The 23,871-nt window shown below is 48.4% G+C and carries 21 protein-coding genes and 1 other RNA gene; 1 reads left to right on the top strand and 21 read right to left on the bottom strand.

All coding sequences use genetic code 11. The annotated features are described in order from the left end of the window. Positions 1–10: 10 nt before the first annotated feature. The 10 genes from rimO to serC all read right to left on the bottom strand — a co-directional run bounded on the left by rimO (position 11) and on the right by serC (position 12,457). Positions 11–1,342 (bottom strand): 30S ribosomal protein S12 methylthiotransferase RimO, encoded by a 1,332-nt coding sequence (gene rimO / locus HMPREF9429_RS05310; RefSeq protein ID WP_006942233.1) that lies wholly within the window; start codon positions 1,340–1,342, stop codon positions 11–13. Further along, on the bottom strand, positions 1,342–2,394 hold the full coding sequence (locus HMPREF9429_RS05305) for an ABC transporter substrate-binding protein (RefSeq protein ID WP_006942232.1): 1,053 nt from the start codon (positions 2,392–2,394) through the stop codon (positions 1,342–1,344). Before HMPREF9429_RS05305 ends, rimO begins: the two co-directional genes overlap by 1 nt. A gap of 4 nt (positions 2,395–2,398) precedes the next feature. Beyond that, positions 2,399–4,369 (bottom strand): YgiQ family radical SAM protein, encoded by a 1,971-nt coding sequence (locus tag HMPREF9429_RS05300; RefSeq protein WP_006942231.1) that lies wholly within the window; start codon positions 4,367–4,369, stop codon positions 2,399–2,401. 9 nt (positions 4,370–4,378) lie between these two features. After that, the gene (locus HMPREF9429_RS05295) at positions 4,379–4,759 is read right to left on the bottom strand and encodes a helix-turn-helix domain-containing protein (protein ID WP_040773908.1); all 381 of its coding nucleotides are present in this window, start codon (positions 4,757–4,759) and stop codon (positions 4,379–4,381) included. A 30-nt stretch (positions 4,760–4,789) separates the two neighbouring features. Then, positions 4,790–7,270, bottom strand: coding sequence for an FtsK/SpoIIIE family DNA translocase (locus HMPREF9429_RS05290; protein WP_006942229.1), 2,481 nt, complete (start codon positions 7,268–7,270; stop codon positions 4,790–4,792). A gap of 257 nt (positions 7,271–7,527) precedes the next feature. Next, positions 7,528–7,704: non-coding RNA, 6S RNA (ssrS, locus tag HMPREF9429_RS09045), on the bottom strand. 97 nt (positions 7,705–7,801) lie between these two features. Further along, entirely contained in the window at positions 7,802–9,079 is a 1,278-nt protein-coding gene (gene serS, locus HMPREF9429_RS05285) for a serine--tRNA ligase (protein ID WP_006942227.1), read from the bottom strand. A 22-nt stretch (positions 9,080–9,101) separates the two neighbouring features. Then, a complete protein-coding gene (locus HMPREF9429_RS05280; protein WP_006942226.1) occupies positions 9,102–9,746 on the bottom strand; it encodes a histidine phosphatase family protein in 645 nt (214 codons plus the stop codon). Beyond that, a complete protein-coding gene (gene serA, locus HMPREF9429_RS05275) occupies positions 9,747–11,351 on the bottom strand; it encodes a phosphoglycerate dehydrogenase (protein WP_040774273.1) in 1,605 nt (534 codons plus the stop codon). It abuts the gene before it with no gap. A gap of 26 nt (positions 11,352–11,377) precedes the next feature. Continuing rightward, on the bottom strand, positions 11,378–12,457 hold the full coding sequence (gene serC, locus HMPREF9429_RS05270; RefSeq protein ID WP_006942224.1) for a 3-phosphoserine/phosphohydroxythreonine transaminase: 1,080 nt from the start codon (positions 12,455–12,457) through the stop codon (positions 11,378–11,380). A 466-nt stretch (positions 12,458–12,923) separates the two neighbouring features. Between serC and HMPREF9429_RS05265 the strand changes: the two genes are divergently transcribed. Further along, positions 12,924–13,529 (top strand): superoxide dismutase, encoded by a 606-nt coding sequence (locus HMPREF9429_RS05265; RefSeq protein WP_006942223.1) that lies wholly within the window; start codon positions 12,924–12,926, stop codon positions 13,527–13,529. Between the two features lie 60 nt (positions 13,530–13,589). On the opposite strand, the gene HMPREF9429_RS05260 is transcribed toward HMPREF9429_RS05265, so the two are convergent. The 11 genes from HMPREF9429_RS05260 to HMPREF9429_RS05210 form a co-directional block, all read right to left on the bottom strand. Then, complete coding sequence (locus HMPREF9429_RS05260; RefSeq protein WP_040773900.1) at positions 13,590–14,222, bottom strand: site-2 protease family protein; 633 nt, start codon at positions 14,220–14,222, stop codon at positions 13,590–13,592. 99 nt (positions 14,223–14,321) lie between these two features. After that, positions 14,322–15,179, bottom strand: coding sequence for a MurR/RpiR family transcriptional regulator (locus HMPREF9429_RS05255; RefSeq protein ID WP_006942221.1), 858 nt, complete (start codon positions 15,177–15,179; stop codon positions 14,322–14,324). A 26-nt stretch (positions 15,180–15,205) separates the two neighbouring features. Continuing rightward, positions 15,206–16,525 carry a gluconate:H+ symporter gene (locus HMPREF9429_RS05250; RefSeq protein ID WP_040773897.1) on the bottom strand — a complete coding sequence of 440 codons (1,320 nt, stop codon included), beginning with the start codon at positions 16,523–16,525 and terminating at the stop codon, positions 15,206–15,208. A gap of 56 nt (positions 16,526–16,581) precedes the next feature. Further along, positions 16,582–17,988 carry a decarboxylating NADP(+)-dependent phosphogluconate dehydrogenase gene (gene gndA, locus HMPREF9429_RS05245; protein ID WP_006942219.1) on the bottom strand — a complete coding sequence of 469 codons (1,407 nt, stop codon included), beginning with the start codon at positions 17,986–17,988 and terminating at the stop codon, positions 16,582–16,584. A gap of 19 nt (positions 17,989–18,007) precedes the next feature. Beyond that, positions 18,008–19,561, bottom strand: coding sequence for a gluconokinase (locus HMPREF9429_RS05240; RefSeq protein WP_006942218.1), 1,554 nt, complete (start codon positions 19,559–19,561; stop codon positions 18,008–18,010). 306 nt (positions 19,562–19,867) lie between these two features. Further along, a complete protein-coding gene (locus HMPREF9429_RS05235; protein WP_006942217.1) occupies positions 19,868–20,782 on the bottom strand; it encodes a dihydroorotate dehydrogenase in 915 nt (304 codons plus the stop codon). Further along, positions 20,782–21,540, bottom strand: a complete 759-nt coding sequence (locus tag HMPREF9429_RS05230; RefSeq protein ID WP_006942215.1) for a dihydroorotate dehydrogenase electron transfer subunit — start codon at positions 21,538–21,540, stop codon at positions 20,782–20,784. Before HMPREF9429_RS05230 ends, HMPREF9429_RS05235 begins: the two co-directional genes overlap by 1 nt. 12 nt (positions 21,541–21,552) lie before the next feature. Continuing rightward, positions 21,553–22,041, bottom strand: a complete 489-nt coding sequence (locus HMPREF9429_RS05225) for a low molecular weight protein-tyrosine-phosphatase (RefSeq protein ID WP_050777770.1) — start codon at positions 22,039–22,041, stop codon at positions 21,553–21,555. 172 nt (positions 22,042–22,213) lie between these two features. Continuing rightward, on the bottom strand, positions 22,214–22,642 hold the full coding sequence (locus tag HMPREF9429_RS05220; RefSeq protein ID WP_006942211.1) for a hypothetical protein: 429 nt from the start codon (positions 22,640–22,642) through the stop codon (positions 22,214–22,216). After that, positions 22,639–23,085, bottom strand: coding sequence for a hypothetical protein (locus HMPREF9429_RS05215; RefSeq protein ID WP_006942210.1), 447 nt, complete (start codon positions 23,083–23,085; stop codon positions 22,639–22,641). Before HMPREF9429_RS05215 ends, HMPREF9429_RS05220 begins: the two co-directional genes overlap by 4 nt. Before the next feature lie 7 nt (positions 23,086–23,092). Further along, entirely contained in the window at positions 23,093–23,449 is a 357-nt protein-coding gene (locus tag HMPREF9429_RS05210) for a hypothetical protein (protein WP_006942209.1), read from the bottom strand. Between the last annotated feature and the right edge of the window lie 422 nt (positions 23,450–23,871).

Below are 23,871 nucleotides of genomic sequence, written 5' to 3'. Positions count from 1 at the left end.
CACCTCGATATTAAATGCGTTCGGCAATGACATCATAGGCAAACCCTTGAACAACGCGTACGGGAATGATGTCTCCTTCTTTTAGTCCTTTTGCGTCTTCTACATACGTCAAGCCGTCTACTTCGGGAGCCTGAATATCCAGACGACCGACAGCCTGCAAATGACCGCTTTCGTCCGTCAATTCCTCAACGATAAAAGGATGGATGGAGCCTTCCAGGTCGCGATTTCGTTCTTCCGACACCTTGGCTTGAATAGCCATAAGCCTATGATATCGTTCTTCCTTCACCTCTTCGGGAATCTGGTCGGCCATAGCCGCTGCGGGAGTCCCTTCTTCCTGTGAATAGGTGAAAACACCGACGGCATCGAACTTCGTCCGTTCCACAAAGTCGCACAGTTCCTGAAACTCTTCTTCCGTTTCTCCCGGAAATCCGACAATAAACGTAGATCTCAATGTCAGCTTGCGACCGTGAGCCGTAAGCTTATCTATCAGTTTTAAAATATCGGCCTGACTGTCCCGTCGATTCATGCGTTTCAACACGCTCTGTGAAATGTGTTGTAACGGTAAATCGACGTAAGGACAGATTTTTTCTTCCTTAACAATAAGTTCCGTCAATTCATCCGTAAAGAAATGGGGGTATAAATAGAAGAGACGAATCCATTCAATCCCTTCTATCTTAACTAATTCACGCAACAAGTCGGGCAAGAGGGATTTTCCCGCCAAATCGAATCCGTAACTCGTCGTATCCTGTGCAATAAGGTTGATTTCCTTCACCCCGCCGGCGGCGAGTTGCCGCACTTCCGCCGTTACGGATTCGACAGTTCGACTGTACAAGGGTCCGCGTACGTGCGGAATGATACAGAAGGTACAGCCGTTATTACAGCCTTCCCCGATTTTGACATAGGCACTGTACGTGGGCGTCGTCAAAACACGACTCGTATTCTGGTCGTACAAATGACTTACATCGTCCATAAAGCAAGCCCGTTTACCCGTCTTACCCGCCGTAACGGCTTCCCAAATTCGGTCCCACGAACCGGTGCCCAAGAGGGCATCTACTTCGGGCAACTCTTTCAACAACTCTTCCTGATACTGCTGACTGAGACACCCTGTGACAATGAGAATCTTGCACCTGCCTTCAGTCTTATATCGGCCTGCCTCGATAATGGCGTCAATAGACTCTTGCTTAGCTTTTTCAATAAACGTACATGTATTGACGATAATAATGTCGGCCTGCGCCGGATCGTCGGTCATGCCCATATGTTTATCCTTCAAAATCCCCAGCATGACTTCCGTATCTATTAAATTCTTCGAGCAGCCCAAGCTGACAAAGGCAATCTTCTCCATTACGTATCCTTTCCGAAGCGGACCGTTCTGATCCACCAATCTTGCAATTCTTTTCGTTGTTCGTCATTGTAATGCTTCGTCGTCATAAACAAAACGGGGTCTTTTCCCTTCGAATCCTGACGTTGCGGCAAGGTCGAAGAAGCAAAGTTATAGTACAAGCGGTTTTTGCTCAATATATCGACAGCTTCGTTGGACAAAAGCCAATCCGTAAAGACGGCGGCCAACTCCTCGTCTTCGCACCAACGCGTAACAGCTGTTCCCGTCAACCAGTACGATGTCCCGTCCTGAGGATACACATCGAATACGGGAGCGCCGTCAAAACGATATTGCCGTTCCGTCAGAGCATCGATAATGCCGACCTGAACTTCTCCGGATGCGACGCGATGCATGACGGGAGCCATGGTTTTAGAATAAGTACCGATGCGTTCCTGTAGGCTGCGAAAATACAGTGCCGACCGCTCGCTGCCGTGTACTTCTACGAACTCGCAAAGAAAGTCGCCGCCAATATCCGTAGCCGCCAAATCGGGAAAACTGATACTGATAGTCGAATCTGTCAATAAGTCGCTCCACGTATTGATATTATTGCCGCCCATGGCATAATAATCACGATTAACTACAAACAATAAAGGGTCGTACCACAATCCGGTCCAAGCATTTTCATCGTCCTTCAAATAAAGAGGTACCGTTTCCGTCGCCTCCGATGAATAGGGAATAAAACATCCCTGAATCTGACCTTGGCGAAGTGTATCTTCCGATGCAATGACCACGTCCGGCGTCATGCGTCCCTGCACGGGCTTTTGCAAGGCCCGTTGCAAGCCGTCTTCCGACATGGACACCATTTGTACCCGCAAATGCTTGGACTTGTAAAAGGCTTCGGCCAAATCTCTGTTCACGGCAGTAGGCATATCCGAATATACGACAAGATGCCGCTCTTTAGCATACATTTCCTGAGTAGCCAACTGCTGTTGCTGTTCTTGCTGTATATATACGCCTACTGCCAAAAACAGTCCTATGAACACAATCATGCCTATGAACGTGAAATATCGCTTCATCTGATTATCTCCTTGCAGTCTTCCGATTTTGTGAGAACCGGCCGCCTTGCCGCCTTGTTCCCTTGACGGAATTCATCCTTCCCGACTGTCTGCCTTCGCTTTTGTGTATGTCCTGCCCTTGAGAGGTGCGGGACTTGCGAGCGCCCTTATAATCCCGTCTTTCTTTCGCCTCCGCCTTGCGGCGCGGTGCAATAAGACATTTAGGTCCGAAGCCGATGAGATCTCTTCTTCCGGCAAGGCACAACGCTTTGTGAACCGTATCATAATTAGCCGGGTTCTTATACTGCATAAGTGCCCGTTGCATAGCCTTTTCTTCCTGTCGCCGTGCCACGTAAACCTTCTCACCTGTCAAGGGATTCATTCCCGTATAATACATAGCCGTCGACAAGCTTCCCGGTGTAGGAATAAAATCCTGTACCTGTTCGGGCTGCATATGCATATCTCGTAAAAATTCGGCTAACGTAACGGCATCTTGTAAGGTACAACCGGGATGACTGGACATGAAATACGGTACGAGATATTGCTTTTTACCCAACTCCCGATTGACATCGTCAAAAACGTCTTTAAACTTATAAAACGTGTCGATACCGGCCTTACCCATCATATCCGTCACGTGCTTAGCCGCATGCTCCGGTGCCACCTTTAGCTGACCGCTTACGTGAAACTCGCATAATTCTTTAATAAACTCACGATTATTCGGGTCTTCCAACAAATAATCATAACGCAAACCCGAACGGACAAATACCTTTTTGACCTTCTTAACCTTGCGAATTTTACGCAACAAAGATAAATAATCGGCATGAGACGGGTCCAGTCGCATACACGTTTCACTGCCGATACAATGCTTATTGCGACAAGCTCCGGCCGTCAATTGTTTGCGACAGGCTACGTGTCTGAAGTTAGCCGTCGGCCCGCCTACGTCATGAATATATCCTTTAAAACCTTCCAGCGTCGTCATGTGCTCCGCTTCGCGAATGAGGGATTCATGACTTCGGTGTTGAATGATTCGTCCCTGATGGCTGGCGATGGCACAAAAATGGCAATGACCGAAGCAGCCGCGTTGGCTCGTCAGACTGAACTGAACCTCCTGCAGGGCCGGCACGCCGCCGTCTTCATCGTAATCGGGATGCCAACGACGCGTAAACGGCAATTCGTAAACAGCATCCATTTCCGCCGTAGTCAATGGCTCTGCCGGCGGAGTCTGCACGACAAACCGATTTTCAGACGGTTGAATAATCGTCTTTCCGTAAAAAGGGTCTTGCTCTTCATATTGAATTTTAAAAGCTTCGGCAAATTTATGCTTATCCGCTTTAACCTCTTCATAAGAAGGGCAAAAAACGGAATCCTTAATATTCGGCGTCTTACCGGTCACATAGCAAATGCCGCGAATATTGTACATTTCCGCCGTCGTTTTTCCTTCCGCCAGCGCGTCTGCTATTTGAGCTACCGAATGTTCACCCATACCGTAGCTCAGAATATCGGCCTTACTGTCTAAGAGCATGGAATGACGCACCTTATCGGACCAATAATCGTAATGAGCAAAGCGTCTGAGACTCGCTTCAATCCCTCCGATAATGATGGGTACGTCTTTATAGGCTTCACGCATGCGGTTGGCGTATACAATCGTCGCCCGTTCGGGACGCCGACCGGCCTTCCCGCCCGGCGAATAACTGTCCGTATTGCGAATTTTCTTGGCAGCCGTTTTTTCACTGAGCATAGAATCGAGGTTTCCCGCCGTAATCAGAATACCCAGCCGCGGCTTGCCGAGAACCTTAAACGCCTCGACATCGTGCCAATCCGGTTGAGAAATAAGGCCTACACGATAACCGCGGGCTTCCAGCATGCGTCCTATCAGAGCCGCTGCAAAGCCGGGGTGATCCACATAGGCATCCCCGTTGACATATACGAAGTCAAGCTGATCCCAGCCGCGTTCTTCCATATCTTTACGACTTGTTACCAAAAATTCCGTACTCATCGTCTACCTCTAAACAATCAACCATACTATGAGGAGAATAAACAAAATTACTCCTACAATAATCGTAATCTCCGGCCAACTTACAGTCTTGCGACGACGCCTACGCCGTCCTTTTCCGCTTTCCACGGCGGTAGGAGCCGCTTTTTGCAAAAGAACCGGTTCACTCGGTCCGTCGTATTGAGCCACGAGTTCTTCCCCGTCCATGCCCAAATAGGAGGCATAGGCACGGATAAAGCCCTTGACATATACCTCTCCGGGAATGACGGCGAAGTTTTCCTCTTCCAGGGCGGATAAATACTTCGTTTTAATATAGACGGCCTTGGATACTTCCGTCAACGTACGACCTTGAGTTTCCCTCTCGGTCCGCAATATATTACCGATTGAAGACAACTTATTTATCCTCCGTTATTTCCTCGGCGCCTATGAATGCGAAAAATACTTTTCCTGCACCTCTTCAGGCGTCATCAATATATCTCTGGCCTTACTGCCGTTGGACGGCCCGACAATATGCATGGCTTCCATCGTATCAATCATGCGTGCCGCCCGTGAAAAACCTATGCGGAAACGGCGCTGCAACAAGGATACGGAAGCTTGCTGAGTTTCCATAACCATCATAATGGCCTTGTCCATAAGCTCGTCTTCAAAGAAGTCGTCTTTACCGCCGTCGTGAGCTGCCTCCTGCTGAGCCGCTTCAACCGCTTCATTATACTGAGGACGGCGTTGCTCTTTAATATATTCCACCAACTCGTCGATTTCTCCGTCCGATACGAAGGCACCCTGTACGCGCACGGGTTTGGAAGCGCCCATGGGATAAAAAAGCATATCTCCTTTACCGATGAGTTTTTCCGCTCCGGCCATATCCAAAATGGTACGCGAATCGATTTGACTCGATACGGCAAAGGCAATACGACTGGGTACATTGGCCTTAATAAGGCCGGTAATGACATCCACGGACGGTCGCTGCGTAGCTAACACCAGATGCATACCGCAGGCACGAGCCTTCTGTGCCAAACGGCAAATAGAATCTTCCACGTCACCGGCGGCAGCCATCATGAGATCCGCCAATTCGTCGATAATAATGACTACATACGGCATGGCTTCTTCCGGATTGAGTTCATTATATCGCTTAATATCGCGCGTCTTCGTCAAGGCAAAGCGCTTATATCGATCATCCATTTCCTTTACGGCCCAACGCAAAACATTGGCAGCCTTTTTCGGATCCGTAACAACCGGTGTCATCAAATGAGGAATCCCGTTATAGTTGGACAATTCGACAACTTTCGGGTCGACGAGAATCAACTTTACGTCTTCCGGCCGTTGCTTAAAGAGAATACTGGAAATAAGGGTATTAATGCACACACTCTTACCCGACCCGGTAGACCCGGCGACGAGCATATGAGGCATCTTCGTCAAGTCGGCCACAATAGGCGTACCGGCAATATCCTTACCTAAGGCTACGGGCACGCCGCCTACGGAGTTTTGAAAAACATCCGTATCGAGGACATCGCGCAGGCACACAGGCGTAACCTTTTTATTGGGAACCTCAATGCCCACGGCGGCCTTACCGGGAATGGGCGCTTCTATACGAATATCCGTCGCTGCCAGCTTCAAGGCCAGATCATCGGCCAAATGTACGATTTTACTTACCTTTACACCCGCCGCCGGTTCCAATTCGTAACGCGTAACGGCCGGACCCCTGCTGGCCGTCAACATCTTGGCGTCAATATTGAAACTCTTCAACGTATCTTGCAAAATCTGTGCATTTTGACGTACTTCATCACTAAGACCTTCTTCAGGCGGATTGCCGCGGTGCAAAATAGACACGGACGGCAAGCGATACGTCTTTTCACCTACAGCCGTCGGTACGGCCGTCTGTCCCTTGGCGCCCACTTCAACCGTCCCGGCCGTCAGTTCCGACTCCATAGGTTTTATATCCGCTACGGGCGGCAATGACGGATCTCGAGAAGGCACGGAAGTATACGCACCGGGTGCGTCCGTCGTAACAATTTTATGCTCTACGATGCCGTTGCCGGGTGCCTTGGGCATGACTTCCTCTTCTTCAGGTGCGGGTACGTCTTCATCGTCCGGCACGGGTACGTCTCCTTGCGACTCCTCTTCATCACAAGGTGTTCCGTATTCATCCTCGAAGGAGTCATTATCTTCGGCACCGACTTGGTCCGTACGTTCCGACCCGACGTATGACGAAGGACTTACGGACGGCGTTTCTATGCCCGCCCCGTTATCTTCAGCCGACCCTTCGTCAGTCACGACTGATGCCGCCCCTGCGACACCATCACCTAAAGCGTCTTTTTCCCGTTCAACGTCAAAAATTTTCCGTTCCTTGTGACGTTGCCACGATTCCTGCACGGAATGAGATGCTGTTTGAATACCGGCTACCGCTTTTTCGGAAACATGCGATACTCCTTCAGCCGTCATCTCCTGAGCAAAAGCGACGGGTTTGGAAAGAGAAACTTTCTTCCAAATCATAACCGTACCGATGAGGACGACGATGAGGGCCAAAACGGCTCCGAAACCGCCGAACCAACTGCGCAAAAAAGCTGTCGGTACGGCTCCGAAAAGTCCGCCGCCGGCACGCAGTGCCAAAGGAACGAATTCTTCACCGGGATTGGTAAAGATAACATGCCACAGGCTGAGCAATAACTCGAAAACGGCAGCTCCCATGAGCCAGTTTCGCGTAAAAGGCAGGGCCTTTCTTTTCACTATGTACTGCAATCCGGCCGCTACGAGCATCAAGGCTACAAGCATCCGCCCCGTACCGAAAGCATATGCAAAAATATCATCCAATGACAGACCGATATTGCCCGTATCGACACCGGCCGTACCGGCTGCTACGAGAGCGCCGATAACAACCAGGACCAGCCCCCATAACTCATACTTCATCCACGACATGGTGCCGCTTTTTTTACGGCCCGTTCCCGTTTTGCCTGTCGTCCGCTTAGTCTTGCTCCTTGTCGTTCCCTTTGTTTTACTTCCCGTAGTTCCTGTAGTACTTCGCCTTTTTCGTTCGGCCAACGTTCTTCACCTTCCATTGCACATACACATTTCATCAAAACCGTTCATTTGTTTGGTCTCAAATCCATATAGAAAGCCGCCAAGCTAACTTAGCGGCCGAATAATCAATGATTATAATTCAAAAAAAGAGCCCCACCATGCCGTCTTAGCCGAGTTTTGAGCCTGCCTGAGCAGGTGGGTGTCCTCCTATAACGCTTAACAGTCCCGTGTAGGCATTGTTTTGCCGCCATAGAGCCCGGACTCCCGATGTAAAAGTGTTGGTTCAAAACATCGAGAACTTTTTACGCACACAGTAGGGTTTCTCTTGGTTACAGTATATCAAAACGCACAAAAAAATCAAGGTCATAAGGCCGTTTCTAAAGGATTCGACCGTTATGACCTTGAAACTCTGTAAATGACTTATTCAGCCGGTTTAATGACGTCACACTTCATATACGGCCGCAATACTTCCGGCACGATAACGGAGCCGTCAGCTTGCTGATAGTTTTCCAAAATAGCCGCTACCGTACGTCCTACTGCCAAGCCGGACCCGTTCAACGTATGTACGTATTCCGGCTTCGATTTGGCATCGCGACGGAAGCGGATATTGGCACGACGTGCCTGGAAGTCTTCCGTATTGGAGCACGAAGAGATTTCTCTGTACTTACCTTGAGCCGGGAACCACACTTCCACGTCGAAAGTCTTGGCTGCCGAGAAGCCGATATCACCCGTGCACAGGCAAACGACGTGATAAGGAAGTTTCAGAGCCTGCAAAATAGCTTCGGCGTTGTTCGTCAACTTGTCCAATTCATCATAACTCGTTTCAGGAGCTACGTATTTAACCATTTCCACCTTATGGAACTGGTGCTGGCGAATAAGACCGCGCGTATCGCGACCGGCCGAACCCGCTTCGGCACGGAAGCAGGGAGTCATGGCCGTCAAATATACGGGCAACTTATTACCGTCAATAATTTCGCCGCGATAGTAGTTGGTTAGCGGCACTTCCGCCGTAGGAATCATGAACATTTCCTGTCCTTCAATGCGGAACATATCTTCATAGAATTTCGGCAACTGACCGGTTCCCAACATGGAATCACGGTTGACGATATACGGAGGAATGACTTCCGTATATCCGTCCACTTCCGTGTGCATATCGAGCATGAAGTTGTATACGGCCCGTTCCAAACGAGCACCGGCACCGAGGTAGAAATAAAAACGCGACCCTGCTACCTTACCGGCTCTTTCCGCATCAAGGATACCCAAATGTTCGCCGATTTCCCAATGATTCTTCGCTTCAAAGTCAAAGGTCGTCACGTCGCCCCACTTACGAACTTCCGGGTTGTCGCTGTCATCATTGCCTACGGGAACGGACGGGTGGCACATGTTGGGAATCATGAGCTGAACGGCCAACATCTGTTCTTCCGTTTCCTTAACCTTACCGTCTAAAACGGCGATTTCGTCGCCTAATTCTTTCATAGCCGCAATCTTTTCGTCCGCATTTTCCTTATTTCTCTTTAAGACGCTGATTTCTTTCGTTACGTCGTTGCGACGATTTTTCATGGCTTCAACCTGGCCCAAAAGTTCACGACGGCGAGCGTCGGCTTCCAACAGGGCATCCAAATCGACTTGTGCATGACGATTTTTCAAATTCTGTCTTACTTCTTCTGTATGTTCGCGAATAAATTTAATGTCTAACATAATACCGCTCCTTTTTATACGATTACAACCCTTTTTGTTCGATTCCGCTGAACAAATATCCCAAATGAGTAGTTGAATTCAATAACACCAGCCGCCAACGGCCGTCCTGTTCTTCCAGAACATTAATACATGTATTATCCTGTTTTATTTGCCAAAAAGCTGCTTGCGATAAACCCAAAAGATCACAGATAACCGCCTTGTTCACCGCATCGTGAGCTGCTACGAGAACAGTTTTTCCCGCATACTTTTGCGCATAGTCGTCAAAGGCCGCACGCACTCTCACTCTCACGTCTTCCAGAGATTCTCCGCCTTCTCCGGGCATTTGTACCGTATGGGGCTGCGTGTGCCAGGCGGCAAACTCGTCGGGATACTCGGCCTCGATGTCCCCAGCCAGCCTGCCTTCCCATAAGCCGTGATTGATTTCCGTCAGACGTTCATCTTTGGCTACGGTGTTACCGTGCAACTCGGCACAAAAAGAAGCGGTCATAAAGGAGCGTTTCAACGGACTGGACACGAATACGTCAATAGGCACGTCCTTCAGTCCCTGTGCCAACAGACGCCCCTGTTCCAAGCCTCTTTCACTTAACTCCGTATCTTCCTGTCCCTGATAACGACCTTCTATATTCCATTTTGTTTCGCCGTGACGGACCAGAATAATTCGTACCATTTACGCCTCCTGTTGGTTCGGTTCGCAATGAATGAGTTTCATATCCAAAATACCGTTAATGGAGCGGAGTTTTACCATTACGTCGTTAGGAATATCGTCCTCTACGGCAACGGCCATAATATTCGTTCCCTTTTGTGTCATATTGCCGACCTGCATGCCCGTAATATTGATCTTTGCTTCCCCTAAAACGGTAGCGATTTGACCGATCATATTGGGCTGGTCGATATGAGGTGCCAACAACAGATAGTTTTCCGGCTTGAAGTCGACGCGATATTCATCAATCTGAACAATTTTGGCTTCCGTCTGATTAAAGAGGCTGCCTACGACCTTGTGTTCACCCTTGGCCGTCACAATGCGAACCGTAACGGCATCGACGAAGTTTCCGTGATCGCTTGTCTTTACTTCTTTTACGGAAATATGTCTCTGCTTAGCGAGATCCGGAGCGTTTACGAAGTTGACCGCATCCTGCAAGATGGGGTTTAAAGCACCTTTTAAAACAGCCGTCGTCAACAGGGCCGTTTCCGTTTCAGCCAACTTGCCCGAATATTCGACCGTAATTTCTTTCATAGGAGCTTCCGCCAAATAGACACCCATGATGCCCATTCGTTCCATTAAGTCAAAATAGGGACGAATGGTCGAGTACACGCCGGGAGCAATGGGTGCCATATTTACCGCTGTCGGCACCGGTTCGCCTTTAAGTCCGGCCATAATGCTGCGTGCCACATCGAGGGATACGCCTTCCTGGGCTTCTATTGTCGAAGCACCCAAATGCGGAGTAATGACCACATTATCCATACCCTTGAAGGGATTAATATCCGACGTCAAGGGTTCTTCCGGGAATACGTCTACCGCCGCACCGGCTACCTTACCGCTCTTTAAGGCTTCTGCCAGAGCGTTAATGTCTAAAACGGCACCGCGCGATACGTTAATAACCCGAACGCCGTCTTTCATTTTGGCAATTTCTTCTGCTCCGATCATGCCGCGTGTTTCCTTCGTAAGAGGTGTATGCAACGTAATGTAATCCGATTCGCGTAAAAGCGTATCCAAGTCGACGAGTTCACAGTTAAGCTGCTTGCCCCGTTCTTCAGGAATGTACGGGTCATAACCGATGGTCCGCATTTCCATAGCCTGCATCCGTTTGGCAATGCGCGATCCGATACGACCGACACCGATAATCCCCATCGTCTTATCTTTCAACTGAATACCCGTAAATTTTTCCCGATTCCACTCGCCGCTCATTAACGAATCATGGGCCTGAGGAATATGTCTCGTAACGGCCAAAATCATGGCACACGTGTGTTCCGTCGCCGCAATCGTATTGGACGTAGGGGCATTAACGACAATGATACCGCGGGCCGTTGCAGCCTTTAAGTCGATACTGTCAATACCGACGCCGGCACGACCGACGATTTTAAGTTTCTTCGCCTTTTCAATAACTTTTGCCGTAACATGTGTCATAGAACGGGTAATTAACCCATCATACTCTCCGATGCGTTCGGCCAATTGTTCTTCGTCCAAATTGGTTTCCACATCAACCGTATATCCGTTTTGTCTAAGCAGTTCGACGCCCTTTTCCGACACGTCGTCGCTGACTAAAATCTTCATGACTTCATCCATCTGTCTTACCTCCCTTAGTGTACCTTGCGGAAACGGTGCATAAAATCAGCCAACCGTTCGCAAGCTTCCTTTGTTACCGCATTATAGGTAGAGGCCCGACAGCCGCCTATAGAGCGATGTCCCTTAAGGCCTATGAGCTTTTCTTCAGCCGCTCGGGAAACAAATTCTTTTTCAAGTTCAGGTGTAACCAAATTAAACGTAATATTCATTAAACTGCGCGAGTCTTTTGCCGCATGAGGTCGATAAAATCCGTCGCTTGCGTCAATGGCATCATAAACGAAGGCCGCCTTTTCCTTATTAATCCGCTCCGTTTCTTTAAGTCCGCCCCGTTCATCCAACCAGTGTAAAACCTTATTGACGAAGTAAATACAAAATACGGGCGGCGTATTATACGTCGAATCGTGATCAAAGAACGTCTTATATTGAAGCATAATCGGCAAATCCTGCCGTGCCGTTTCCAAGTACGAATGCTTGGCAATACCGATAACCGCTCCGGCAGGGCCCACATTCTTTTGAATGCCCGCATAGATGAAATCAAAATTCTTCACATCTACAGGGCGGGAAAGAAAATCGCTGGACATATCGCAAATCAGGGGCAAGTCAATGTGAGGAAACGCTTGCCACTGCGTACCGTGAATCGTATTATTCGATGTCAGATATACGTAATCCGTGTCCGGCAACAGGTCAAACTCTTCAGGCCCGGGAATTCTTCGGAAGCCTTCGCCTTCACTGGTAGCTACGTCATATACGTCACCGTAAAAAGCGGCTCCTTCTTTAGCCTTTTTCGACCATACGCCCGTATTAATATAACCGCCGCGATGTTTTAAAAAATTGGCTCCGTGCATTAAAAACTGCATACTGCCGCCGCCTTGCATAAACGTAATACCGTATTCGTCGGGAATATTCAAAAGCTTATGCAACAAGGCTATCGTTTCGTCCTGCATCTTCTGATAGGCATCACTGCGATGACTGATTTCCACAATGCTCATGCCCGTATGGTTAAAATCCAGAAACTCTTGTTGTATTTCTTCCAGAACCGGTAACGGCATGGCCGACGGACCGGCATTAAAGTTATAAACTCTGTTTCCCATCATGTCCTCCTATGTGCGAATCTTTCCTGCCTACAGTGTAATAACACCGTAGGCATTGTTCTCCGAAGACTTATGAGAAAAAACAAAAAACTCCCGTCCCTCATAGGGACGAGAGTATATTCCCGCGTTGCCACCCAGCTTGCCTTTCGGCCATCTTCGGTCGCTGTATCGGGCGAACCCGTCAAATTCATCATCTGCCGCTCCGGAGCGGAACGCCTCGTAACCTTGCCGACTTGCACCGACCGTCGGCTCTCTGAGAAGGTATCCGATTTGCTTCTCCCTCTTTGCGTTTCATTTATTACTTGTTTTAAAGTATACGAACTTTCCGGAACCGTGTCAAGAAAATACATAATAGACCGCTTTGTATCCGTCAATCGGGGACTAACACATTTGTAATCTATACCTTTTCAGTCTTTCTTTGTATACTGTACCTATCTTATTCATCTTTTTTAAGTTACGGAGGTATCTCATGGCCTATACATTACCCGACTTACCCTATGCTTACAATGCTCTTGAGCCGTACATTGACGAAGAAACGATGCACTATCACCACGATAAACACCATCAAACCTACGTCAACAATCTGAACGGCGCTGTTGAAAAGCATCCGGAACTCTTCAGCAAATCGGCGGAAGAACTCATTACGGACTTAGCGGCTATTCCCGAAGATATTCGCGGTGCCGTCAGAAACAACGGCGGTGGCCATGCCAACCACAGCCTCTTTTGGCAAATCATGGGGCCTGACGGCGGCCACCTGAACGGCCCCGTACAAGAGGCCGTCATAAAGACCTTCGGCGGCGAAGAAGACTTTAAAAAACTTTTCGCACAGGCGGCAGCTACCCGTTTCGGTTCCGGTTGGGCCTGGCTCGTCGTCCATAAAAAAGAACTGGAAATCATGTCTACAGCCAACCAGGACTCTCCCTTGAGCGAAGGTAAAACACCGATTCTCGCTCTCGACGTCTGGGAACACGCTTACTACTTGAAGTACAAAAATGCCCGTGTCGACTACATTTCCGCTTTTTGGAATGTCGTCAATTGGGACGTAGTGAACGAATTATACAAAAAAGCTCTGTAAACCGACTGTTTATAGAGAAAGGGTCGTATCCGAAGATACGACCCTTCTTTTTATCCCGCGTTACATAAGGCCCAAAGCCGAAAGAATGACTCCGTAACCATGCATAATCAAACGTTGTACGGGCAACAAAATATACCCGAAAGCACCGCTCATAAAGAGAAATACGAAAATGAGGAACGAATAACGTTCATATCCTGCCAACTTATATTCCCATTCAGTCGGTAAAAAGGCCGTAATAACACGCGACCCGTCTAAGGGCGGAATGGGGATCAAATTAAAAATTCCGAAGTTCACATTGTAAATAACAATGAGTTGAAAAACGATAATGAGGCCTTGTGAAACAGGTAATCCCAATCGCAAAACAAGGGCCGTCAAAAATAAAAAGACGAAGGCCGTCACGAAATTGGCCGCAGGGCCGGCCAACGCCGTCAAGACCTCTCCTTGGCGACGGTTGCGGAAATTGTCCGAATTAATCATAACCGGCTTAGCCCAACCGAAGCGTGCTACAAAAAGCATAATGAGCCCGATAGGGTCAATATGTGCAATCGGGTTTAAGGTCAGACGTCCCGTATACTTCGGCGTGTCGTCACCCATGGCAACAGCCATGCGGGCATGCGAATATTCGTGTATAGCCAGGGCGATAATGAGGCCGGGAATGCCGGCGACAAGGCCCAACAAATCAAAATCAAACATACTGTCCTCCATATAAGTAATCCGTCTTCCCGAAAAAGAAGACAATAACAGTATATCATACTTACCAGGCAACAAGCGATACAACAAAAAAAGACTTCCCTAAGGAAGTCTTTTTTTACTGATTTCATGACGCATACGCGTCATATTGGATTCAAATAAAGCGGGATCGGCCATAGCAATGCGCGTATATAAGACATCACCGATAGCCATGTGAATCAGTCTGGACGCACCGGCTTCGGTCGAGTAATTTACTTCTCTACCCATGCCGTGCAGACAGATATCGGCCAATTTCGCCAAAGGCGAATGAATATGGCTCGTAATGACGATAATCGTCGCACCCCGTTCCTTCGCCGTTTCGACAGAGTGGATCAAATCCTTGGATAAACCGCTGTGTGAGACAGCCAGAACGGCATCGTTCTCATCTAACAGAGCTGCCGACGTAACCTGCATATGAGAGTCCGCATAATCCTGAATAGACAGCCCCAACCGCAAGTACCGTGTCGTCAAATCGCGACAGACCGTAGCCGAGTTTCCGAAACCGTATACGGCAATACGCCGGGCTTGCCGCAAGACGGCGGCAGCCCGATCGATTGCCTCATAATCAAGAAGTTGCAGCGTATCCAAAAGCCCGTCCGCAATATTTTGAAAAATCTTGGACGTAACGGCATTGCACGTATCTTCCGCCTTAATGTCATGATAGTTTTTCAACTCATTCATGGACAGATAGGCAGTCAAGGCCTGCTTCAGTTCTTGCAAACCCTTATACCCCAGTTTCTTGCAAAAACGGGATACCGTGATTTCCGAACTGTCCGTTTCCGCCGCAATATGGGGGATGGTCAGCTTCATAAGCCGTTCCGGATCAGCGGCAATGTATTCCGCTATACGCCGCTCCGACTTCGTCATCCCCTCATAGGTGCCGCGAAGAAAGGGTATTTTTTCTACGTCATCGTAAGACACGTCCGAATACCTCTCTTTATCATAAATTACGCTACGACGGTGTTCAATACCAATACGCCGATAAGGCCCATAATGGCAATGATGGTTTCCAATGCGCACCAGGTCCGTACCGTTTCTTTAACGGTCAGGCCGAAGAATTCTTTGAAGAGCCAGAACCCCGGGTCATTAGGCGGGCTGAAAATGAGCGAACCGGCACCGGTCGCCAAAACCATCAATTCCGGATTGGCGCCTGTTGCCGCGCAGATAGGAGCTGCAATGCCGCCGGCCGTCAAAGCCGCAACCGTTGCGGAGCCGCAAGCCGTACGAATAACGGCAGCCACAAGCCAAGCTAATACTAAAGGCGACAGGCTGGCATCGGCAACAAGAGTTCCGATATACGTACCTACACCGCTGTCGATGAGGATCTGTTTGAGAGCACCGCCGGCACCGACGATGAGAAGAATCATGGCGATAGCAAGGATAGCATCCTTAACGGTATTCATGATTTCGTCCATCTTCTTGCCGCGCGCCAAGCCGAAGGTATAAACAGCAATGGCTACGGAAATGGTCAGTGCCATATCCGGTTGACCGAGGAATTCAAGAGCTACCGCTACAGGCGAAGACTGGTCCAAAGCGAGTTTGGCAATAGCCGAAGCCGCCATGAGTACAACCGGTACGAGAGCCGTAAATACGGATACGCCGAAACCGGGCATTTCATGGTCTTCAAAAATCTTGGGGTTGTATAAGCCCTTGGGTATTTCCGGGTTAATCCCTTTGGTAAAGTTATAGAATACGGGACCTGCCACAATAGCCGTAGGAATAGCTATAATAGCACCGTATACAAGAGTTACGCCGATATCGGCATTATAAATAATGGCAATAGCCGTAGGGCCCGGATGAGGCGGTAAGAACCCGTGCGTTACGGACAAGGCCGCAGCCATGGGAATGCCGACTTCCAAGAGGGGAATCTTCGCTTCCGCCGCAATGGTAAATACGAGGGGAATCAACAATACGAAACCGATTTCGTAAAACAGGGCGATACCGACGATAAAGCCCGTCAAGCAAACGGCCCACTTAACATTTTTACGACCGAAGACGTTGATAAGAGTCGTCGCAATACGTTGAGCACCGCCGCTTTCGGCCATCAATTTACCCAAGATGGCACCGAAGCAAACAACAATGGCCAAGCCGCCCAAGGTTCCGCCCAACCCTTTTTCAATGGTCGGAATGAGCTTGGCAACGGGCAATCCTTCGGCTATGCCGACAAAGCCCGCAACGAGTAAGAGTGCGAGAAAGCTGTTGAGCTTTACGCGAACAATGAGGAAAAACAGGACAAGTATGCCGATGGCAAGAATCACTAAAGGCACTTTGTACACCTCCCGAAATAAAATAATAATATCGTGACCGCTAAACGGTTAACACCTTAATAATGCTGTTTCCAGTCGTGGTGGAAACTGCCTTCTTTATCAATACGTTTGAACGTATGTGCGCCGAAATAATCGCGCAACCCTTGGATCAGGTTGGCGCCGACGGACGGACTTCTCAACAAATCGATATATTCCAAACCGTTCACAAAGGCCGGCACAGGAATACCGCTCAAAACGGCTAAGGAAATAATCTTACGCAGACTGCCGAGACCGCTGTTAACGCGTGACAGGAAGAATTCATCAAAGACCAGATTTTCCATAGACGGATTTTTTTCATAGGCTTCCGTAATCTTATTGAGGAATACGGCCTGAATAATGCAGCCGGCTCTGAAAATAGAGGCAATAGCCCCGTAGTTGAGATCCCAGCCGTATTCTTCCGATGCCTTGCGATACAAGGAGAACCCTTGAGCATAGGCCATAATCTTCGCCGTATACAAGGCTGTGCGCAAATCTTCGGCAAATTTCTCTTTGTCGACAGCGGCGACGGAAGGTGCTGCAATGACCTCTTGAGCCGCTTTACGTCCCGTATCGTTGGAAGATCCGCGCGTATTGCAAGCCGCCGTAATCATGGAAATATTGACGCCCAACTTCAAGGCTTCCAGACTCGTCCAGCGCCCCGTACCCTTTTGGCCTGCCGCATCAACGATTTTATCGATAATATCGCCGTCCGCCAGGTCGTCTTCTTCCGCAAAAATATCAGCGGCAATACCGATGAGGAAACTCTTCAGTTCCCCCTGATTCCATCGATGGAAGGTTTCGGAAATTTCCCGATTCGTAAACTTGCCTACGTATTTCATGAGCAGGTACGCTTCGGCAATTAACTGCATATCCGCATATTCAATGCCGTTATGTACCATTTTTACAAAATGACCGGCCCCGTCTTCACCGATATAAGTGCAGCACGGTTTTCCGTCATCGGCTTTCGCCGCAATAGCTTCGTACACATCCTTTATTTCCGCATAACTTTCCTTATGGCCGCCGGGCATAATAGCCGGACCGCGACGAGCGCCTGTTTCACCGCCCGAAATACCCATACCGTAAAAATGGATGCCCTTAGCCTTGCAAGCATCGTAACGACGGCGCGTATCTTCAAAGAAAGAGTTGCCGCCGTCAATGACGATATCCCCTTCTTCCAACAGCCCGTCCAGAGATGCCAGCATGCTGTCTACAGGTGCACCTGCCATAATCATGAGCATGATTTTACGCGGACGTTTCAAAGACTGTACAAACTCTTTCAAATCATAATAAGGCGTAATTTTTTCATGCGGCCGTTCGGCAACAAACTTTTCCGTCAAATCGGGCGTGTAATTGTATACAGCCACGTCAAACCCGTGGTCGGCCATGTTTAAAGCCAAATTACTGCCCATGACGGCCATGCCGACAACGCCGATATCCTTTGCCATATAGGTGTCTCCCCCTGACTTATAATTTTTTCTGGTATGCCGTAATCGCTGTGAACTGCGGCAATAAATTATCATAAAGTTGTTCAAAAATACTGTACAGCTCTTTATACGTTTCCGCGTTTCCGGCCTGAGGCGTATAAACCTTCTTGGCATGAACGAGTTCCGCCGTATCGGCAATACTCTTCAACTTACCGCTGGAAATAAAGCCCAGTACGGCTGCCCCGAAGGCTGCCCCTTCGCTGTTGTCCGGCAAGGTAATAGGCTCATTCAGTACATCCGACAGAATCTGCAGCCACAGCTGAGATTTCGTAAAGCTGCCGCTGACGCGAATATCTTCGACAGGACCGAACTCTTTGAGAGCTACCATAACGCTGTTTAAGCAATAGCAAATCCCTTCCATAACGGCACGAATCATATGAGATCGGCTATGGTTCAACGAGAAACCGAAGAACATACCGCGTAATTCGGAATTCCAGTACGGAGCCCGTTCACCCGTAAAGTGAGGCAAACAAATAAGCCCGTCCGCGCCGGCTTCTACGTGTTCAGCCTTCATGGTCATCAAATCGTACGGATCGATATCGAGAGATTCAAGAGTATTACCGCCGTAATGGCAAATCTTGTCGCGACCCCAACGTAAAATCATACCGCCGTTATTGATGGCTCCGCCGGCTACCCATACATCGTCAACGAGGTTGTAGCACCATGTACGCATCTTCGGATCCGTCTTCGGCTCCTTCGTAAGCATGCGCAAGGCGCCGCTCGTTCCGATGGTGCAACTCAACTGTCCCGGGTTGACGGCACCGATACCGACGTTGACGAGAACGCCGTCCGTAGCACCGATAACGACGGGAAGGCCTTTCGGCAAACCGAGTTTTGCCGCCGCTACATCACTCAAAGCGTGGCTGTATGTCGTCGATACGACAGGCGGCATATATTCCTTGGAGATACCCGCATATGCAAGAATTTCATCATCCCATGACAAGGTTCTTTCATTGTACATACCGCTTGTTGAAGCCGTAGATTTATCAATAACCCACTCGCCCGTCAAATTATAGAAGATGTAGTCCTTCAGTGAACCTATATACTTCATTTGTCCGAACAAGTCGGGCTGATACGTTTTCAACCAAATAATCTTGGCTAACGGATAGGAGGCATGAATGGGGCAGCCGGTCCGTTCGTAAAACTTGCGGCATAAGTCCGGGTCCTTCTTCATGTCCCGTACAATACCGGCACTGCGGCTATCCGCCCAAGTCTGCATGTCCATCAACGGTTCTTTATTTTCATCAAGACCGGCAAAGCTGTGCATAACCGTACTCAACGCAATACCGGATAATTCCTTATTTTTATAACGAAGCTGAGCCGCCGTCTTTTTCACCACTTCTTCAACGGCTTCGTATATTTGCAAAGCACTTTCTTCCGCCCAATCCGGATGGGGAGTCAAAAGAGGATAAAACGCTTCGGAAGAAGAAACGCTGACCCCTTCGGCCGTATAAGCAATAGCCCGGACGCCTGTCGTACCGACATCGACACCGATCCATACTTCCTGATTCTGCGAATCCATGGTCATACCCATTAGTTCGTACCGCCTTTCGTGCAATCAACTGTAAGACTACTTCTCATAAACCAATTATAGCCTTCCGCTCTTTTAAAATGCAATATATTTTTCATTTTCTAAATATCATTTTGATATATTTTTATCATTTTACCCCTGTTAGGTATGACCAAATGTAATGTATTCATTTATATTCTCTTCTTTTAGTAATTCTTATTTTTAAAATGACATACAAAAAGAGCATATTGTCAAGCTTTCACCCGGCAATACGCTCTTTGCTTTTTATTGATTGGCATGCTTAGTTCCTTATGAACCTACATTTTTATATCAATTCTTTAAAGTGCCTACAATATCCTGAATATTGCGGACCCCTTCTTTTTCGCACCAGTTCTGCATGCCGACAGCCATCTTTTCGATGGCACGGGGATCAACGAAGTTATAAGCGCCTACGGAAACAATTCTGGCACCGACGAGCATGAATTCAACAGCATCCTTCCAGCTACTGATCCCGCCCAAACCGAGGACGGGAATAGATACGGCTTTAGCCGTCTGCCACACCATGCGCAAAGCTACGGGCTTTACGGCAGGACCCGACAACCCGCCCGTAATATTGCCCAGTAAAGGACGACGGGCATCGATGTCAACGGCCATACCCGTCAACGTATTGATAAGAGACACCGCATCGGCTCCGGCTGCCTCAACGGCCTTCGCCATAACCGTAATATCCGTTACATTCGGCGACAGCTTTACAATAACCGGCTTTTTCGTATGCTTGCGGACACTTTCCGTTACGGCAGCAGCCGCCTTCGGATCCGTTCCGAAGACAATGCCCCCTTCTTTAACATTGGGACAGGAAATATTGACTTCCACCGCATCGATTCCGGCTACGTCAAGGCGAGCCGCCAACTCACCATAGTCTTCCGTAGACCCGGCCGACATATTGACAATAAACCGAGTCTTCAAGCGGCGAGCCTGCGGCAAAATATCCCTCAGGAACACATCCACCCCCGGATTTTCCAAGCCGATACAATTGAGCATACCGCCGGGCGTTTCGGCAATACGCACGCCTTCATTTCCCGCTCTGGGAATCGGGGTAATACCCTTGGAAATGACAGCTCCCACCGCTTCCATAGAAAGAAAATCTTCATATTCCGAGCCGAAACCGAAGGTCCCCGATGCACCGGTAAGTGGCGTATTCATCTGAAAGCCGAGAAACTCGCTTCCCAATCTGTCGAAATTCATCAGAATACCTCCTTACTGTCAAATACGGGGCCGTCGGAGCAGACCTTATAGCGCTTTTTGTCCTTCTTACTCTCAAACGTACAGCCCAGACAGACACCGATACCGCAAGCCATGCGTTTTTCCATAGATACTTCGCAAGAAATACCCGCTTCTTCAGCCTTTTCGGCAATGGTCTTCATCATCACCGTCGGGCCGCAGACGGCAATGCGATCAATTTTATTTTCCGAGAAAATCTGCGGTAACGCCGCTACGGCAAACCCCTGAATCCCTGCTGAACCGTCATCGGTCGTCACATATACTTTTTCCGCCTTATCCTTAAAAAACTCTCTCCAAAACGTTTCTTCCTTTGTCTTACCGCCGACGAGGACAACCGGTTTTTCATCAAGTCGGCCGGCCAGATAGATCAAAGGAGCCAAGCCTACACCGCCGCCGACGAGAAGAACTTTGCCCGCAGCCGTTGAAAAGGTCCCCTCACCGAGAGGTCCTTCGACAGATACCTTGTCGCCTGCACGCAAGGTTGTCATGGCTGCCGTTCCCGTTCCGACAAGACGGTAAATAATCGTCACTTCTCCCGTTTCCCCGCAGGCTTCCACAATACCGAAGGGACGTCGCAGAAAAGCCGTCTCCACAGATACGTTGACGAACTGTCCCGGAAGAGCCGACCGGGCAATCTGCGGCGACTCAAAGGTCAACTTGTAAATAGCTTCCGTAATGGCCTCGTTGCTTATGACACGGGCCTCTTCCAAATACTTTTTCACCCTAAGTCCCCCTTAGTTTTTCACAGCCTTGTCAGCCAAATCGGGATTGGCTTCCATAAGGCAGTGTAATAACTCGTTGCATCCCGCTTCCACATCTCGGTAGGTCTGTTGAAAATCTCGCGTATACCACGGGTCGGCAATGTCTCTGTCTTCACCGGCAAAGGTCAGGAGCGTGTACACCTTTTCGGCATCGTGAAGCCCCGTAATCCGTTCAACACCGCGTATATTCTCTTCATCAAAGACAATAATATAGTCATACGTATTATAATCATCCTTCGTCATCTTCACGGCTCGACGGGGCGTAAAGGGAATCCCCTTTTCCGTCAATACATCCTTCGTAGCGTAATACGTATCATTACCCGCTTCGTCATTCGTCGTCGCCGCTGAGGCCACTTCTATCTCACCGGAAAGACCGGCACGACGAACGATTTCTTTCATATAAAATTCTGCCATAGTAGAACGGCAAATATTCCCGTGACATACAAATAAAATCTTAATCACTGGCCCTGACTCCTCCGTCATTCACATGTACTGATACATCTTGTTTATTGTAACAGAAATGCGCTGACCTTTCATTAATAAACCTTGTAAGAAATAAGATTTCCAACAACTTCGCAGCCTTGCAGACCGCTACAAAAAAAGAGATTCGCCGTCCTATGAGCGAACCTCTTTTTTACGATATATCTCCGTACACTTTAATACCGTATTTTCTCGTATCGGCCCGTAAACTTTCCATTAAACGGCAATTTCTTGCACTCTCTCCGACGATAAGCGTAATTGTTCGCCCCTTTTTACGTTCCAAATACACCATATATCGATTGCCCAATCCGTAGCGCCCCCGAACATGATATACCTGAATGGAGCGAATATCTTTTAAAGGAATCGTCCTCGGACCGAACTGAATAGCCCCGTGAATATAAAAATTTCCCTCGGCAATACGATAAGCCTCAAAAAAGCTCCCGCCACTACGAAATGATGCCGTAAGTCGACGAATGACGATAACAAGAACGACACAGCACAGAAATATAAAAGCATTCCGAAAAAGAGGGAATCTTCCTATAGAATCAAAGCCTACCCAAAAATAATGAATATATTCCGTCATCTGCCTTTCCCTTTCATTTCCCGTCTTAAAATATATTCCGTCACGGCAAAAACAATGACTAAGAGCGGGCCTCCTTCAATGACGACAATAGGCAAAGCCTGAATGAGGATATAGTAGAAGACACTTCGCTCATAAGGCCCGTACATATTCCAATGTTTCGCATTGATCAAATCCCCGACAAAGGCCAAACGTTCTTCATACCAACACAAGAAGGGCCCCGGATGGGAATCGGAAATCATCGACACCGTCCCTAGCACAAATACAAGGAAGTAGACAAAAGCGATAACCGCGACCCGCTTCCATACACGTCGAAATACGTGCAGACAAAATCGGTCCCTGTCTTCAGCCGACAGGCGGTCCCAAGTCACATCCTTACGACACTCTTTGTTAAACCGATATACAACATACTTATATAAAAAATGCTTACGTATATCTATCTTCATAAGAAACCTAGCCTACACTACTCATAACCTTGCCGATAAAGTAAATAAAATAGATAAAACCGCCGGAAATGACAAGATAGACAAAAGACCCTAAGGTGACGGCGAGCTCCTTATGATGCCCTGCCCAGCCCTTACGACTATACCAAACGATAACGGCTATTTTCAAAATAATACTCAAAGCCATAATATAAGGCAGCCCCGTGAAGGCATAGGCAATCAAATACCCGCCCACAGCAGATACTACGGATTCACCCTCATCACCCAATCGCAATCCGATTCCGACGAAAAAACTGCAAAACAAAGACAAGTCTAAAAGTACGGATACAAGCAATAACTTACGCCCTAATCCTTTTAAAAAATCCATACCTACCTCCGCATCTGCATATCATAATGGTAATATACCATACTTCCCGTCCCTTCACTATACAGGCGACACGAAGACGAAAAAAAGCCGACGTACATACGTCGGCAAGAGCCCGTCAATCTGAATATCCAATGCGGGCAACCGGTGCCAGTGCCGCCTCGTTGGATATTCAACCCGACACATCCGGTGAAACAAGTATATCAGAATATAAAAAAACGCTCAAACCCGATATAAATAATGAACATGTACTACACACATTCAAAATAATATCAAGAATGAGCTAAAAGCCCGACAGTCGGAGCGTCCCCCGCAGGCAACCGGTACCAGTGTCGCTTCGTCTGACGCTAGACCCGACACATCCGGTGACCTAAGTGTATCAAACACAAGGACGAACGTCAATGAAGGAAAACAAAAAACCGGCG

Origin of the sequence: Megasphaera micronuciformis F0359, assembly GCF_000165735.1 — a bacterium.
Taxonomy (GTDB): Bacteria; Bacillota; Negativicutes; order Veillonellales; family Megasphaeraceae; genus Megasphaera; species Megasphaera micronuciformis.
Note: the sequence above shows the minus strand (reverse complement) of the source record. Positions and strands in the feature narration are given on the sequence as shown.